The following is a 15,123-nucleotide window of genomic DNA, read 5'->3' as shown; positions in this document are numbered from 1 at the left end:
GCCTCAGTCCGGCATGACCGGCGCGCGGGGCCGCAGCAGCTGCACGGCGCCCAGCGCCGCCACGATGAAGGCGCTGCCCGCCCATTGCCAGGCGGTGACGGTCTCGCCCAGCGCCAGCATGCCCGCCACCAGGCCGATCACCGGCACGCCCAGACCGAAGGGTGCCACCCGGCCGGCGGCGTGGCGCTTGAGCAGCCAGGTCCACAGGCCGTAGCCCGCCACGGTGGCGAACCAGCCGAGGTAGACCGCGCCAGCCCAGGCGCGGGCGCTCACGCCCTGCCAGTGCAGGCGGTCGGCGCCAGTGTCGAAGACCAGGCTCATCAGCACGAAGGGCAGGATCGGCACCAGCGACATCCACACCACGAACTGCAGCGGGTCGTAGCCCGGCCGGGCGTGCTGCGCATGGCGGGCGATGATGTTCGAGGCGGCCCACATCGAGGCGCCGCCGAGCGTGAGCATCAGGCTGATGAGCGTGACGCCGGCGGTGCTGCCGGCCACGAAATTGAGAGCGAAGCAGGCCAGGCCCAGTCCTGCCATCAGCATCGCGACGACGGTCGGCCGCGTCAGCCGTTCGTCGAGCAGCAGCAGGCCGAGCAAGGCGGTGAAGAAGACCTGCGTCTGCATCAGCACCGAGGCCAGCGCGGCGCTCATGCCCAGGCGCAGCGCCAGGAACAGCAGCCCGAACTGGAAGAACTGCGCCAGGCCCGCCGGTACCACCCAGCGCCACGACAGCTGCGGCGGCCGCACGAAGAAGATCAGCGGGAAGACCGCGAACAGGTATCGCAGCGCGCCGAGTTGGAAGGGGCTGAATTCGCGCAGCGAATATTTCATCGCGACGAAGTTCAGGCCCCAGATCAAGACGACCGCCAAGGCGGCGAGGAGGTCGGTGGGGCCAAAAGCGGTAGGTCGGTTCATGGATGGGCTCGGGTGACGGGCGAGTCTAGTGGCCCGCCGCCCACGGCCGCCCACAGCCCGAGGGTGGCGGCCGCCCGACGCCACGGCGTCGGGCTTCATCAAGATTTGGCGGTCATCCATAACCGACGGCTATGACCAGGGTAAACCCGCATCGCTTCAGTTTGAATTTTTTCGATTGCAGATCAATGACTTGCGGGTTTCCATCCCGCCGTCGCCGGGCATTCGTGCCACACGGTCGAGGGGCTTTGGGCCACGCGGGCCCTCTCGCATCATTCGACGAACCCGAACCCATATCGAGACGAAAACCCCCATGTCGAACCTCATCACCGTCGCCGCTGCCCAGCTGGGCCCGATCCAGAAAGCCGAAGGCCGCGATGTCGCCATCGCCCGCATGGTCCGCCTGCTGGAGCGTGCCCACCAGCGCGGCGCGCAAGTCGTCGTGTTCCCCGAACTGGCGCTCACCACTTTCTTCCCGCGCTGGTACCACGAGGACTTGGACGAGGTCGACCACTGGTATGAAAGCGAGCTTCCCTCGCCCGCCACCCAGCCGCTGTTCGATGCGATCAAAAAGCTCGGCCTGACCGTCTACCTGGGCTACGCCGAAATCGCCTTCGAGCCGGATGAAACCGGCGTGGTGCGCAAGCGCCGTTTCAACACCTCGGTGGTGATCGCGCCGAGCGGCGAGATCATCTTCAAATACCGCAAAGTGCACATGCCGGGCCATGTGGAGTACTCGCCCACGCGCCGGGTGCAGCACCTGGAAAAGCGCTATTTCGAGATCGGCAACCTGGGCTTCCCGGTGGTGCGCGCGCCCGTCGGCGACGTGCCGGTGAACATGGGAATGATGCTGTGCAACGACCGCCGCTGGCCGGAGTCGTGGCGCGTGATGGGCCTGCAGCAGGTCGAGCTGGTCATGCTGGGCTACAACACGCCGAGCCTGAACATGGAGAACCGCGGCTTCGAGGCGCACCACCTGCGCGTGTTCCATTCGGAACTGTCGATCCAGGCCGGCTGCTACCAGAACGCCACCTTCGCCGTGGCCACCGCCAAGGCCGGCAACGAAGACGGCCACGAGCTCTTCGGCCATTCGGTCATCGTCAACCCGCAGGGTGAAGTCATGGCCCGCACCACCACCTGGGACGACGCGCTGGCCGTGGCCGATTGCGACCTGGACATGTGCCGCCTGGGCCGCACGACGATCTTCAACTTCGCCGCGCACCGCCGCACCGAAGCCTACGGTCGCATCACCGAGCAGACCGGCAGCGTCGAACCGTCCGTCTGGACCGGCGCCTGATGTCCGCGCATTTCGACGATCCGCAGGACACCACCATGTCGACCACCGCTGCCGCACGCCCCCGCCCCGCCGCCACCATCCCGCACGAGATGCTGGGCGAGATGCGGGTGCCGACCTTCGCCGATGTCGAACACGCCGCCACCGCGATCGCGCCCTATGTGCGCCGCACGCCGCTGCTGCGCTCGCCGCGCCTGGACGCGCTGGCCGGTGCGCCGGTCTGGCTCAAGACCGAATGCCTGCAGATCACCGGTTCTTTCAAGGCGCGCGGTGCCTTCAACGCCATGCTGGCGCTGACGCCCGAGCAGCGCGCACGCGGCGTGGTGGCGTATTCCACCGGTAACCACGGCCAGGCCATCGCCTGGGCCGCCAGGACGCTCGGCCTGCCAGCGACGGTGGTGATGCCGGTCGACGCACCGAAGAACAAGGTCGCCAAGGCCACGCAGCAGGGCGCGCAGGTGGTGCACTACGACCGCCGCACCCAGAGCCGTGAAGAGATCGGCATGCGCCTGCTGGCCGAGACCGGCGGCACGCTGGTGCCGCCCGGCGACCATCCGCTGGTGCTGGCCGCGCAGGGCACGGTGGCGCTGGAAGCGCTGCAGGATCTGCCCGCCGACGCCCGCGCCAATCTGGGCCTGTTCGCTACGCCCTGCGGCGGCGGCGGCATGGTCGCAGGCTGCGGCCTGGCGATCGACGCGCTGAGCCCGCAGACGCGGCTGTTCGCGGTCGAGCCCGCCGGCTTCGACGACACGGTGCAGTCGCTGGCCCAAGGCCAGCGCGTGCCCAACGCCCCGGGTGCGACCACGCTGTGCGATGCGCTGATGGCCGCGATTCCCGCCGAGCTGCCCTGGGAGATCAACCACCGCTTCCTCACCGGCGCCGTCGCCGTGAGCGATGCCGAAGTGCGCACCGCGATCCGTTTCGCGCTCGAAGAGCTGCGCCTGGTCGTCGAGCCCGGCGGCGCGGTCGCGCTGGCGGCCCTGCTGGCCGGCAAGCTCGATCTGCAGGGCCGCGACGCGGTCGTGGTGCTGTCGGGCGGAAACATCGACACGCCGCTGCTGCGCGAAATGCTCAACGACTGAGACAGCGCCCGTTTTCCGAACGACTTTTTTCATCTTCTTTTTCTCTCGTCCCGTCCCACCAACCTTCCACCCGACGACCCCACCATGTCCACCTTCAAGACCGCTTTCGCCCGCCTGGTGCGCCGGCTGGCCCTGCCGGCCGCCGCCCTGATGCTGGCCGGTGCCGCCCACGCCGCCTTCCCCGACCGTCCCATCACCATCATCGTGCCCTTCAACGCCGGCACCACGCCCGACATCCTGTCGCGCATGCTGGCCGAGCAGGTCGGCCGCGACATCGGCCAGTCGGTCGTGGTGATGAACCGCGTCGGCGCCTCCGGGATCATCGGCACGCAGGCCCTGATCAACTCGCCGGCCGACGGCTACACCATCGCCTACGCCAACGTCGCCACGCTGGCGATCAACCAGGCGCTCTACAAGAAGCTGCCCTACGACGCCGACAAGCAGCTCGCCCCGGTGGCGCTCGCCGGCTACGTGCAGAACGTGCTGGTGGTGCGCCCCGAGCTGGGCGTGAAGTCGGTGCAGGAGCTGATCGCCCTGGCCAAGAAGAAACCCGGCTCGCTGAGCGTGGGCTCCGGCGGCAATGGCACCACCGGCCACCTGAGCGCCGAGATGTTCAAGTCGATGTCGGGCACCTTCATGACCCACATTCCCTACAAGGGCGGCCTGGAAGCCGATCTGGCGCTGATCCGCGGCGAGATCGACGTGCTGTTCGAGAACATCACCACCATCGCACCGTACATCCAGAGCGGCAAGGTGATTCCGCTGGGCGTGACCGGCACCAAGCGCGACCCGACCCTGCCCAACATGCCGACCATGGCCGAGTCCGGCCTCAAGGGCTACAACGCCGTGGCCTGGACGGGCTACGTGGCGCCGGCCGGTGTCGATCCGCACACCCTCGACTTCCTGAACAAGGCCTTCAACAACGCGCTGAACAACCCGCAGCTCAAGGCCCGCCTGGCCGGCATGGCCTTCGAAGTGACCGCCGGTCCGCGCAGCGCGCTGTTCGATCTGGCGCACAAGGAACGCCCGATGTGGGCGGACGTGGTCAAGCGCTCCGGCGCGGCGGTGGATTGAACTCCCCCAGGCTTGCCCACTTCGTGTGGCCGCCTACCCCCTCACCGGGGGCGGCGGGCTGGCTCGGCGTAGCCTCGCTGCCTCGCCCTTGAGGCAGTCGGCCTCGAGGGCGAGGCTCTCCCGCAGGCTACGCACTTCGTGTATTCGCCCACCCCCTTCCGGGGGCGGCGGGCGGGCTCGGCGTAGCCTCGCTGCCACGCCTGTCAGGCAGTCGGCTTCGCTTCGCTTCAGCCTCGGGCCGGATGAGGCGGGGTCGGGTTCAGGGGCAATGCGGACCTGCCGAGGGCAGGCTTCCGGTTTGAATGGAAGGACGCGAACATGGCTCATTACGACGTTCTCATCCGCCACGGCACCGTGGTGGACGGCACGGGTTCAGGGCGCCGGCGCGGCGATGTGGCTATCCGGGGGGACCGCATCGTCGCGCTCGGCGCACTGGACACCGATACCGCCGATACGGTGATCGACGCCACCGGCCGCATCGTGGCGCCGGGGTTCATCGACTCGCATACCCACGACGACCGCTACCTCACGGCCACGCCGCAGATGCCGGCCAAGCTCAGCCAGGGCGTGACCACGGTGATCACCGGCAATTGCGGCATCAGCCTGGCGCCATGGAAAGCCCGCGCCGGCCAGCCGGTGCCGCAGCCGCTCAACCTGCTCGGCGACGATCCGGCGGACTTCCGCTTCGACACCTTCGCGGCCTATCTGGCCGACCTGGAAAGCCGGCCGTCGGCCGTCAACGCCGCCTGCCTGGTGGGTCACACCGCGCTGCGTGTGGCGGCGATGGAGCGGCTCGACCGCAGCGCGACCGACGCCGAGATCGAGGCCATGCGCGGCCTGCTGCGCGAGGCGATGGACGCCGGCGCGATCGGGCTGTCGACCGGCGCGGCGTACCCGGCGGCGATGCCGGCGAGCACCGCCGAGATGGCCGGCGTGATCGAAGCCATGCGCGGCACCGGTGGCGTCTACGCCAGCCATATTCGCGACGAGAGCGACCGCATTTTCGAGGCGATGGACGAAGCCATCGCCGTGGGGGCCGCTGGGGATGCGCCGGTCGTGCTGTCGCACCACAAGCTGATCGGCAAGCACAACCATGGCCGCTCGGTGCAGACGCTGGCGCACATCGCCCGCGCCATGCAAACCCAGCCGGTGGCGCTGGACGCCTACCCGTATACGGCCGGATCGACCGTGCTGCGCAAGGACCGGCTTCCGGTGTCGAGCCGGGTGATTGTGACCAAGTCGGTGCCGCATCCCGAGCATGCCGGCCGCGATCTCGACGACATCGCGCGCGACATGGGCCTGTCGCCGGAAGATGCGGTGGACGCCCTGCAGCCGGCCGGCGCCATCTACTTCCTGATGGACGAACAGGACGTGCAACGCATCCTGAAGTTTCCCGCCACCATGGTCGGCTCCGACGGCATTCCGCACGACAGCGCGCCGCATCCGCGCCTGTGGGGCACCTTCCCGCGCGTGCTCGGTCACTATTGCCGCGACGTCGGCCTGTTCACGCTCGAAGAGGCGGTGCACAAGATGACCGGGCTCACCGCGACGCACTTCCGCCTGCCCGGCCGGGGTCGCATCGCGCCGGGCTATTTTGCCGACGTGACCGTATTCGACGCCGGTGGCATCGCCGACCTCGCTACCTGGGACCAGCCCACGCGCCAGGCCGCCGGCATCGACGCGGTGCTGGTCAACGGCGCCATCGCCTGGCGCGACGGCGCGGGCACGGAGGTCTACGGTGGCCGGGTGATCCGCCGCAGCGATGCGGCAGTCGGCTGAGCCGCACCGCGTTCACGCCTGGGGTACGAGCAGGGCTCGCCGGTACTGAGCCGCTTCTGCCAGATGTCCGACGCCGACGGCGGTGGCGCCGGCCAGGTCGGCGATGGTGCGCGCCACCCGCATCACCCGGTGCGTGCTGCGCGCCGACCAGCCCAGCTTGGTGGCGGTGCGGTGCAGAAAGGCCAGGGCCGGCGCATCGAGCGCGGCGTGCGTTTCCACCTCGGCCGCCTGCAGGGCGTGGTTGGCCTTGCCCTGTCGCCCCAAAGCGTGTTCGCGGGCCGCATGCACCCGGGCCCGGATGGTGGCGGTGTCTTCGCCGGGCGGCGCCTGCAGCAGGTCGGCCGGTGTCAGGGCGGGCACTTCGATCTGCAGGTCGATCCGGTCGAGCAGCGGGCCGGAGATGCGTGCCTGGTAGCGCTGGATCTGCTCCGGGCTCGACCGGTACGGGTTCTCGCGGGTGCCGAGACCGCCGCAGGGCGTGGGATTCATCGCCGCCACGAGCTGAAAGCGTGCCGGGAATTCAGACCGGCGTGCAGCCCGCGAGATGCTGATCTGACCCGTCTCGAGCGGCTCGCGCAGCGCCTCCAGCGCAGGTCGGGCGAACTCCGGAAGCTCGTCCAGAAACAAGACCCCGCGGTGCGCCATCGATATCTCGCCCGGCCGTGGTGGCGAGCCTCCGCCCACCAGCGCGACCGCGCTGGCGGTGTGGTGCGGCGACCGGGTCGGGCGCTGGCCCCAGCGGGCCAGGTCGAACGGGCCACCGAGGCTGGCGATGGCGGCGCTTTCCAGTGCCTCGTCGAGCGACATCGGCGGCAGCAGGCCGGCGAAGCGCTGCGCCAGCATCGACTTGCCCGAACCCGGCGGGCCCACCATCAACAGGCTGTGGCCGCCGGCCGCGGCGATCTCCAGCGCGCGCTTGGCGCCGGCCTGGCCTCGCACGTCGCCGAGATCCTGGTAGACCGGCTGCGTGGCCAGCGCCTGCGCGCCGGGTCGCGACCAGCCTTCGGGCGGATCGGCCGGGCCTTCGGTACCGGCCGGCAAAAAGCGGGCGACGACGTCGAGCAGATGGCGCGCGCCGTAGATTTCGCGGCCCGGCACCAGCGCGGCTTCGCCAGCGCTCACGGTGGGCAGTACGAGCCGCGTGTCGGGCGAGCCGCGCCGCAGGGCCAGCGCCATCGCAAGCGCCCCGCGCACCGGCCGCAGTTCACCCGAGAGCGAGAGCTCGCCGGCGAATTCCCAACCGGCCAGTTGCGATGCGTCCACCTGGCCGCTGGCCGCCAGAATCCCGAGTGCGATCGGCAGGTCGAAGCGGCCGGAATCCTTGGGCAGATCGGCCGGCGCGAGGTTCACGGTGATGCGCTTGTTGTGGGGAAATTCCAGCCCCGCGTTCAGCAGCGCCGAGCGCACCCGCTCCCGGGCCTCCTTCACTTCGACATCGGCCAAACCCACCAGCGTGAAGCTCGGCAAGCCGTTGGCCAGATGCACTTCCACGGTCACCGCGGCGGCCTGCATTCCTTGCAGGGCCCGGCTTTGCACAATCGCGATCGACATGTGCTTTCCTTATGTTGAAACTCCCGCATTTGCGGAAAGCGGCATATTGAATCACGATGTGCGTACACACTATGCACCGAAGCAGAGCATTATTCGCGGGAGAGCGCCGAATCGGAGCGATCATGCATTCTTAAAAGTACAAGATGCGCCGGGCACATAAGGGTATGCCCTAGATTTGGTGCATCCCTGCGATCGAGATGGACATCTGGCATGGATCGTGCGATTTGCGATGTGGCAATTTGTCACACTCCCCCCATCCATTCCCCTACTTCACCCCCGGAGAAGAGATATGAAGAAAGTCCTGATCGCGCTCGCCGCAGTCACCGCAGCAGGTCTGCCCCTCGCTGCCAGCGCGCAGTTGACCGCCAACGTGTCGTTGACTTCCAACTACAAGTTCCGCGGCCAGGACCAGGACGCTTCGCGCACCCGTGCGGTGAAGCCCGCGCTGCAAGGCGGCTTCGACTACACCTTTGGCGATACCGGCTTCTATGTCGGCAACTGGAACTCGAGCGTCGACTGGTTGCCGGGCAACAGCCTGGAAAGCGACTTCTACGGCGGCTACAAGATGACCGCGGGTGACTTCGCCCTGGACTTCGGTGCCCTGGCTTACATCTACTCCGGCTACCAGCCTGCCAAGACGATCGAGCTTTACGCTTCGGCCGGCTGGGGCCCGCTGGTGGCCAAGTACTCGCATACCGTCTCGGACGGCTACTTTGCCTTCTCGGACGCCTCGGGCAATCGCCTCGACGGCACCAACACTGGCTACTTCAACGTCGCCTACGCCCAGGAAATCTTCCCCTCGGTGACCTTGAAGGCCGCTCTGGGCTACACCCGCCTGAGCAGCGACATCCGCCACGACGGCACCACCCCCTGGAAGAACTACACCGACTACAGCGTCGGCGCCGCTTACGATTTCGGCGGCGGCGTCTCGCTGAGCGGCTCGGTCGTCGGCGCGACCAAGAAGGAAACCTACAACCCCGTCAACAGGACCCGCCTGGTCGTGGCCCTGACCAAGACCATGTGACGAATCGCCGGTGCGCCCTCGGGCGCGCCGGAAAAGCAATAACCGGAGGAATGAAAACATGAAATTGGTGACAGCGATCATCAAGCCCTTCAAGCTCGACGAGGTGCGTGAAGCACTTTCGACGATCGGAGTGCAGGGCATTACCGTGACCGAGGTGAAGGGCTTCGGTCGCCAGAAGGGCCACACCGAGCTCTACCGCGGCGCCGAATACGTCGTCGACTTCCTGCCCAAGGTCAAGATCGAAGCCGCCGTGGCCGACGACCTGGTGGAACGCGTGATCGAAGCCGTCGAGGGCGCAGCCCGCACCGGCAAGATCGGCGACGGCAAGATCTTCGTCTACGACCTCGAACAGGTCGTGCGCATTCGCACCGGCGAAACCGGCCGCGAGGCTCTGTGATCCGCAGGAAGAAAGAATCACCGAAATGAAAAAATTCCTTGCCTCCCTGCTGCTCGGCGCGAGCCTGATCGCCGGCGCATCCTTCGCCGTCGCGCAGACGACGACCGCTCCGGCCACCGGCGAAGCGACGGCCAACGCGCCGGCCGCCACCACGCCGGCCGCACCGGCCGCTACCGCTGCCGCTCCAGCCGCCGCGGCGCCTGCAGCCGCTGAAACCGCTCCCTCCACGGAAGCGCCCGCTCCGACCCCCAACAAGGGCGACGTCGCCTGGATGATGGTCTCCACGCTGCTCGTGCTGATGATGGCCGTCCCCGGCCTGGCGCTGTTCTACGGCGGCCTGGTCCGCAGCAAGAACATGCTGTCGGTGCTGATGCAGGTGCTGGTCACCTTCTCGCTCATCGTCGTGCTCTGGTTCATCTACGGCTACAGCCTGGCTTTCACCGAAGGCAATGCCTTCATCGGCGGTTTCGATCGCTTCTTCATGAAGGGCATCTGGGACAACGTCGCCGGCACCTTCGCCAACGGCGCGACCTTCAGCAAGGGCGTGGTCATTCCGGAAATCGTGTTCGCCTGCTTCCAGGCCACGTTCGCCGGCATCACCTGCGCACTGATCGTCGGTTCGTTCGCCGAGCGCATCAAGTTCTCCGCCGTGCTGGCCTTCATGGTCCTGTGGTTCACCTTCAGCTACATCCCGATGGCCCACATGGTCTGGTTCTGGATGGGGCCTGACGCCTACACCGGTGCCGACGTCGTCGATGCGATGAACGCCAAGGCCGGTCTGCTGTGGCAATGGGGCGCGCTGGACTTCGCCGGCGGTACCGTGGTGCACATCAACGCGGCCGTCGCCGGTCTGGTCGGTGCGTACTGCGTGGGCAAGCGCATCGGCTTCGGCAAGGAGGCGCTGACGCCTCACAGCCTGACGCTCACCATGGTCGGCGCCTCCCTGCTGTGGGTCGGCTGGTTCGGCTTCAACGCCGGCTCCGCCCTGGAAGCCAACGGCACCTCCGCTCTGGCCTTCGCCAACACCATGCTGGCGACCGCCGGTGCGGTGCTGACCTGGGCACTCGGCGAGTCCATGCTGCGTGGCAAGGCCTCGATGCTGGGTGCCGCTTCCGGCGCCGTCGCCGGCCTGGTGGCGATCACCCCGGCCGCCGGCAACGTCGGCATCGGCGGTGGCCTGGTCATCGGTCTCATCTCCGGCTTCGCCGGCCTGTGGGGCGTGACCGGCCTGAAGCGCATGCTCGGCGCGGACGACACGCTCGACGTGTTCGGCGTGCACGGCGTCTGCGGCATCCTGGGTGCGGTGCTGACCGGTGTGTTCAACGCTCCGAGCCTGGGTGGCCCCGGCTTCGTCGCCGACTGGACGACCGCCACGGTCATCACCGCCGACGCCTACTCGATCGGTTCGCAGGTCTGGACGCAGCTCAAGGGCGTGATCCTCACCATCGTCTGGTCCGGCGTGGTTTCGTTCATCGCCTACAAGCTGGTCGACATGACCATCGGCCTGCGCGTCAGCGAAGAGTCCGAGCGCGAAGGCCTGGACATCACGACCCACGGCGAAACCGCCTACCACTAAGACATCGTGGAGACCCGGGCACGATGCTTGCATTGTTCTCGGGGCTGCGAACTTGCTTTGTAGCGAGAGTCTCCTTTGGATGTTGGGCCCGCCTCACCGCGGGCCCTTTTTTTTCTGCGTCCTGAAACGCCGGCGCGCGTTGCCAGGACGTATGGTCGTGCGATGCAAATCTCCTGGACGCCCGCCTTCGACACGCCCGAGATCCTGGGCGAATCTCCTTTCTGGCACCCCGCCGAGCGCCTGCTCTACTGGGTCGATATTCCCGCACGCAGGCTGCTGCGCGGTAACCCTGAAACCGGCTCCAAGGAAGGCTGGAACATGCCTTCCGAGCCCGGCTGCATTGCACCGATCAGGGGCGGTGGCCTGGTCATCGCGCTGCGCGACGGTGTCTACCGCGCTCGTACCTGGGGCGGCGATCTGACATTGCTGGCGCGGTTCCCACACGATCCGGCCACGACCCGCTTCAACGACGGAAAGTGCGACAGCCTCGGCCGGTTCTGGGCCGGCACCCTGTACGAGCCGCGCGACAAGCGGGCGGCGGAACTGTGGTGCATCGACATGCGCAGCGGCAAGGTCGAGATCGGCCTCAAGGCCGGCAACGCCACCACCGCCAACGGCGTGCTCTGGACGCCTGACGACCGCACCGCCTTCTGGTCCGACACGCCGCGCCACCGCATCCATGCCTGGGATTTCGAATCCGGCCCGGCAGTCTTGCGCCATCACCGCGTGTTCCGGCAGTTCGCGCCCAAGCCCGAAGGTTGGACGGCCGAGGATGTCGGCTCCGACAGCTACGGCGGCCGGCCCGACGGCGCGGCCATGGACAGCGAGGGCCGCTATCACTGCGCCATGTTCGAGGGCGCGCGCCTGCTGCGCATCGATGCCGACGGTGTTGGCGAGACCAGCATCGCGCTGCCGGCGGCCTGCCCGACCATGCCCTGCTTCGGCGGCGACGATCTGCGCACGCTCTTCGTCACCACCGGGCGCGAGAAGCGCTCCGACGCCGAAATCGCGCGCATGCCGTGGTCTGGCCGGGTGCTGAAGGCGCGGGTCGACGTACCGGGGCTGCCGGTCAACTTCTTCGATCCCGGCCCGGCCGGCTAGGGTTTACGCGCATGTTCTTGCGCCAAATGACGCCAAGCTCGCCATAAATTTCAAATCACCGCTCTCGGCCTGCGCCGTAACATGTGGCAGATGTCATCTGCCCTCGATTCTTTGACAGAGCGCGTACGCGCCGCAGCCGCCGATCACACTCGCCTGTCCATCCGGGGCGGCGGCACCAAGGACTTCTACGGCCAGCCCGCCGAGGGTGAAATATTGGACACACGGCCGCTGACGGGCATCGTCGACTTCGAGCCGAGCGAGCTGGTCGTCACGGCGATGGCCGGCACGCCGCTCTCCGAGCTTCAGGCCGTGCTGGCCGAGAAGGGCCAGTGTCTGCCGTTCGATCCACCGCATTTCGCTGTCGGCGCCACGGTGGGCGGCATGGTGGCTGCCGGCCTGAGCGGTCCGGCCCGGGCGGCGGTGGGTTCGGTGCGCGACTACGTGCTGGGTGCGCAACTGCTCAACGGCCGGGCCGAACTGCTCGACTTCGGCGGCCAGGTCATGAAGAACGTCGCCGGCTACGACGTATCGCGCCTGCTCGCCGGCTCGCTCGGTACGCTCGGCCTCATCACCCGCGTCAGCCTGAAGGTGCTGCCGATCGCGCCGGCCGAAGCCACGCTGCACTTCGACTGCGACCAGGACGAGGCGCTGGAACTGCTGCACGGCTGGGGTGGCCAGCCCTGGCCGCTCGACGCCAGCCGCTGGGCGCTGCAAGACCCGGCAGATCCGGCCTCCGGCGCGCTGCACCTGAGGCTGCGCGGTGCGGTGGCGGCGGTGCAATCGGCCTGCGCCCACTTGGGCGGTACACGACGCGATGCCGACGAGGCCGGCCGGGCGCAGGCGGCAGCCGACTGGTCGGCCTGCCGCGACCATCGACTGGACTGGTTCGCCGCGCGCGCCGCCGGCCACGACCTCTGGCGCCTGTCGGTGCCGCAGACCACGCCGGTGCTCGCCGGCAGCGTTGCGGCGGCAGGCGAGCCGCTCGTGGAATGGCACGGCGGCCAGCGCTGGTACCGGGCCGATGCCGCTGACGCATCGCTCGCCGCCGCGCTGCGCCGGGCGGCCGCCGACGCAGGCGGGCACGCGGTTCGCTTCCGGTGTGCCGATCCACTCGCACCGGACCGGTTCGCGCCACTGTCTCCCGCATTGGCGCGCATCCAGGAGGCCATCCAGCACAGCTTCGATCCGGGCGGCATCTTCCATCGCGGCCGCCTGCACGCCGCCGCAGCCTGATCGACGCCATGCAACGCCTGCTCCACATCGCCGACCGCCATCGCAGCGCCTCCACCACCCGGTGGCTCGGACTGGTGCTGGCGTTCAACGCCGGCGCGGTGAACGCGGGCGGCATCCTGGTGGTGGGCATGTACACCTCGCACATGACCGGCTTCGCGTCGCAGGTGGCCGACAGCATGGTGCTGGGGCGCGGCTCCATGCTGCTGAGCGCGCTTGGCGCCCTGCTGTCCTTTCTGGTCGGCGCGGCCTGCACCGGCTTGCTGGTTTCCTGGGCCCGCCAGCACCGACTGCGCAGCGCCTTCGCCCTGCCGCTGCTGCTGGAAGCCGCGCTCCTGCTGCCCTTCGGGCTGATGGGCGCCATCACGCTCAACTGGAACACCCCGTTCGCGGTGCCGCCGACGGTGCTGCTGCTGGCTTTCATCATGGGCTTGCAGAACGCGCTCGGCACCCAGGCATCCGGCGGCCGGGTGCGCAGCACCCACATGACCGGCAACATCACCGACCTCGGCATCGAGCTCGGCAAGCTCTTCTATCGCAACCGGCAAGACCTGCCGCCGGCCGCACAGGTGCGCGCCGACCGCAACCGCATGCGCATGTACGGCGGCCTGCTGTCGGCCTTCATCGGCGGCGGCCTCTTCGGCGCGGCGGGCTTCCATTACGTCGGCTTCTTCTGGGTCGTACCGCTGGCCTCTCTGCTGCTGGCGCTGGCCCTGCCGCCGGTGCTGCACGACCTGCGCCAGCACAGCCACCTGCACACGGTGATGGTGCGGGGCCGCGAGCGCCTGCGTCGGCTGGTGCGACCCCGTCATCCATAAGAACGAGACACGATCCATGCAGACCACGCTGGCACCCGAATTCATCGACACCGCCGACGGCCGCGAGGCCGAAGCCATCCTGCGCAAATGCGTGCATTGCGGCTTCTGCACCGCCACCTGCCCAACCTACCAGCTGCTGGGCGACGAACTCGACGGGCCGCGCGGGCGCATCTATCTCATCAAGCAGGTGCTCGAAGGCCAGGCGCCCACCGAGAAGACGCGCACCCATCTCGACCGATGCCTCACCTGCCGCAACTGCGAGACCACCTGCCCGAGCGGCGTGCAGTACGGGCACCTGGTCGACATCGGGCGGCGCATCGTCGAAGAGAAAGTGCCACGGCGTACCGGCGAGCGCGCCCTGCGCTGGACCTTGAAGGAAGGCCTGACCTCGCCGCTGTTCGGGCCGGCGATGAAGCTCGGCCAGGCGATGCGCGGCGTGCTGCCCGCGGCGCTCAAGGCCAAGGTGCCCGAGCCGCAAAAAGCAGGCGCTTGGCCGACGCGCACCCATGCCCGCCGCATGCTCCTGCTGGCCGGCTGCGTTCAGCCGTCCATGGCGCCCAATATCAATGCGGCCACGGCCCGCGTGCTCGACGCCTGCGGCATCCAGGCCGTCGTCGCACCGTCGGCCGGCTGCTGCGGCGCGGTGAAATTCCACCTCAACGACCAGCAGGGCGGCCTGCAGCAGATGCGCGCGGCCATCGACGCCTGGTGGCCGCTGCTCGACAGCGGCGAGGCCGAGGCCATCGTCGTCAATGCGTCGGGCTGCGGCGTCACCGTCAAGGAATACGGCCATCTGCTGCGCGACGACCCCGCTTATGCCGACAAGGCCGCCCGCGTATCGGCGGCGGCGCGCGACCTCAGTGAACTGCTGCCCGAACTGCTGCCCCGTCTGCGCGAGCAGATCGCACCGCCAGCGTCCGGTGAGGTGTTGGCCTACCACCCGCCCTGCACCCTGCAGCATGGGCAAAAACTGCGTGGCGGGGTCGAGTCGAATCTGAAGGCGCTCGGCTTCGACCTGCGCACCGCACCCGAGGAGTCGCACCTGTGCTGTGGCTCCGCCGGCACCTATTCGGTGTTGCAGCCGGAACTCGCCCAACCGTTGCGCGACCGCAAGCTGCAGCACCTGGGGCGCTTGCGGCCAGCGGCGATCCTGTCGTCCAACATCGGCTGCATCACGCATCTGCAGAGCGGCACCGACCTGCCCGTCAAGCACTGGATCGAAGTGCTCGACGCCGCCTTGTTGCCGAAGTTTTGAGCGCCCTGATACCGCGTACGCGCCGCAGGC

Annotated in this window: 13 protein-coding genes; 11 read left to right on the top strand and 2 right to left on the bottom strand. The window is 68.5% G+C overall.

The window, feature by feature from the left end; genetic code table 11:
* Positions 1 to 3 precede the first annotated feature (3 nt).
* Positions 4 to 915: an EamA family transporter gene (locus R9X41_RS22390; RefSeq protein WP_318632632.1), complete on the bottom strand. Its 912-nt coding sequence runs from the start codon at positions 913 to 915 to the stop codon at positions 4 to 6.
* A gap of 310 nt (positions 916 to 1,225) precedes the next feature.
* Here R9X41_RS22390 and R9X41_RS22385 point away from each other — a divergent pair, with 310 nt between their 5' ends.
* The 4 genes from R9X41_RS22385 (at position 1,226) to R9X41_RS22370 (ending at position 6,141) form a co-directional block, all read left to right on the top strand.
* Complete coding sequence (locus R9X41_RS22385) at positions 1,226 to 2,209, top strand: N-carbamoyl-D-amino-acid hydrolase (RefSeq protein ID WP_318632631.1); 984 nt, start codon at positions 1,226 to 1,228, stop codon at positions 2,207 to 2,209.
* Positions 2,209 to 3,288: a threonine ammonia-lyase gene (locus R9X41_RS22380; RefSeq protein ID WP_318632630.1), complete on the top strand. Its 1,080-nt coding sequence runs from the start codon at positions 2,209 to 2,211 to the stop codon at positions 3,286 to 3,288. The genes R9X41_RS22385 and R9X41_RS22380 overlap by 1 nt, the downstream gene beginning before the upstream one ends.
* A gap of 84 nt (positions 3,289 to 3,372) precedes the next feature.
* Positions 3,373 to 4,362 carry a Bug family tripartite tricarboxylate transporter substrate binding protein gene (locus tag R9X41_RS22375; protein WP_318632629.1) on the top strand — a complete coding sequence of 330 codons (990 nt, stop codon included), beginning with the start codon at positions 3,373 to 3,375 and terminating at the stop codon, positions 4,360 to 4,362.
* Between the two features lie 318 nt (positions 4,363 to 4,680).
* A complete protein-coding gene (locus R9X41_RS22370) occupies positions 4,681 to 6,141 on the top strand; it encodes an N-acyl-D-amino-acid deacylase family protein (protein WP_318632628.1) in 1,461 nt (486 codons plus the stop codon).
* A gap of 12 nt (positions 6,142 to 6,153) precedes the next feature.
* Here the strand turns inward: R9X41_RS22370 and R9X41_RS22365 are convergent, their stop codons facing one another.
* On the bottom strand, positions 6,154 to 7,692 hold the full coding sequence (locus R9X41_RS22365; RefSeq protein ID WP_318632627.1) for a YifB family Mg chelatase-like AAA ATPase: 1,539 nt from the start codon (positions 7,690 to 7,692) through the stop codon (positions 6,154 to 6,156).
* Positions 7,693 to 7,981: 289 nt separating this feature from the next.
* On the opposite strand from R9X41_RS22365, the gene R9X41_RS22360 reads away from it, so the two are divergent.
* From R9X41_RS22360 to glcF, 7 genes are all read left to right on the top strand, one after another.
* Positions 7,982 to 8,716: a TorF family putative porin gene (locus R9X41_RS22360; protein WP_318632626.1), complete on the top strand. Its 735-nt coding sequence runs from the start codon at positions 7,982 to 7,984 to the stop codon at positions 8,714 to 8,716.
* A 58-nt stretch (positions 8,717 to 8,774) separates the two neighbouring features.
* Complete coding sequence (gene glnK, locus R9X41_RS22355) at positions 8,775 to 9,113, top strand: P-II family nitrogen regulator (RefSeq protein WP_213954512.1); 339 nt, start codon at positions 8,775 to 8,777, stop codon at positions 9,111 to 9,113.
* 25 nt (positions 9,114 to 9,138) lie between these two features.
* The gene (gene amt / locus R9X41_RS22350; protein ID WP_318632625.1) at positions 9,139 to 10,689 is read left to right on the top strand and encodes an ammonium transporter; all 1,551 of its coding nucleotides are present in this window, start codon (positions 9,139 to 9,141) and stop codon (positions 10,687 to 10,689) included.
* A gap of 162 nt (positions 10,690 to 10,851) precedes the next feature.
* The gene (locus R9X41_RS22345) at positions 10,852 to 11,790 is read left to right on the top strand and encodes an SMP-30/gluconolactonase/LRE family protein (protein WP_318632624.1); all 939 of its coding nucleotides are present in this window, start codon (positions 10,852 to 10,854) and stop codon (positions 11,788 to 11,790) included.
* A gap of 90 nt (positions 11,791 to 11,880) precedes the next feature.
* On the top strand, positions 11,881 to 13,023 hold the full coding sequence (glcE, locus tag R9X41_RS22340) for a glycolate oxidase subunit GlcE (protein ID WP_318632623.1): 1,143 nt from the start codon (positions 11,881 to 11,883) through the stop codon (positions 13,021 to 13,023).
* Positions 13,024 to 13,031: 8 nt separating this feature from the next.
* A complete protein-coding gene (locus tag R9X41_RS22335) occupies positions 13,032 to 13,838 on the top strand; it encodes a YoaK family protein (protein WP_318632622.1) in 807 nt (268 codons plus the stop codon).
* Between the two features lie 16 nt (positions 13,839 to 13,854).
* The gene (glcF, locus tag R9X41_RS22330) at positions 13,855 to 15,093 is read left to right on the top strand and encodes a glycolate oxidase subunit GlcF (protein ID WP_318632621.1); all 1,239 of its coding nucleotides are present in this window, start codon (positions 13,855 to 13,857) and stop codon (positions 15,091 to 15,093) included.
* Positions 15,094 to 15,123 lie beyond the last annotated feature (30 nt).

Source organism: Xylophilus sp. GOD-11R (assembly GCF_033546935.1).
Lineage (GTDB): Bacteria > Pseudomonadota > Gammaproteobacteria > Burkholderiales > Burkholderiaceae_C > Xylophilus.
Note: the sequence above shows the minus strand (reverse complement) of the source record. Positions and strands in the feature narration are given on the sequence as shown.

Coding starts and splice junctions, on each gene's coding strand:
- R9X41_RS22335 (WP_318632622.1), top strand. CDS start 13,032: ATGCAACGCCTGCTCCACATCGCCGACCGCCATCGCAGCGCCTCCACC.
- R9X41_RS22375 (WP_318632629.1), top strand. CDS start 3,373: ATGTCCACCTTCAAGACCGCTTTCGCCCGCCTGGTGCGCCGGCTGGCC.
- amt (WP_318632625.1), top strand. CDS start 9,139: ATGAAAAAATTCCTTGCCTCCCTGCTGCTCGGCGCGAGCCTGATCGCC.
- glnK (WP_213954512.1), top strand. CDS start 8,775: ATGAAATTGGTGACAGCGATCATCAAGCCCTTCAAGCTCGACGAGGTG.
- glcF (WP_318632621.1), top strand. CDS start 13,855: ATGCAGACCACGCTGGCACCCGAATTCATCGACACCGCCGACGGCCGC.
- R9X41_RS22380 (WP_318632630.1), top strand. CDS start 2,209: ATGTCCGCGCATTTCGACGATCCGCAGGACACCACCATGTCGACCACC.
- R9X41_RS22385 (WP_318632631.1), top strand. CDS start 1,226: ATGTCGAACCTCATCACCGTCGCCGCTGCCCAGCTGGGCCCGATCCAG.
- R9X41_RS22360 (WP_318632626.1), top strand. CDS start 7,982: ATGAAGAAAGTCCTGATCGCGCTCGCCGCAGTCACCGCAGCAGGTCTG.
- glcE (WP_318632623.1), top strand. CDS start 11,881: ATGTCATCTGCCCTCGATTCTTTGACAGAGCGCGTACGCGCCGCAGCC.
- R9X41_RS22365 (WP_318632627.1), bottom strand. CDS start 7,692: ATGTCGATCGCGATTGTGCAAAGCCGGGCCCTGCAAGGAATGCAGGCC.
- R9X41_RS22345 (WP_318632624.1), top strand. CDS start 10,852: ATGCAAATCTCCTGGACGCCCGCCTTCGACACGCCCGAGATCCTGGGC.
- R9X41_RS22370 (WP_318632628.1), top strand. CDS start 4,681: ATGGCTCATTACGACGTTCTCATCCGCCACGGCACCGTGGTGGACGGC.
- R9X41_RS22390 (WP_318632632.1), bottom strand. CDS start 915: ATGAACCGACCTACCGCTTTTGGCCCCACCGACCTCCTCGCCGCCTTG.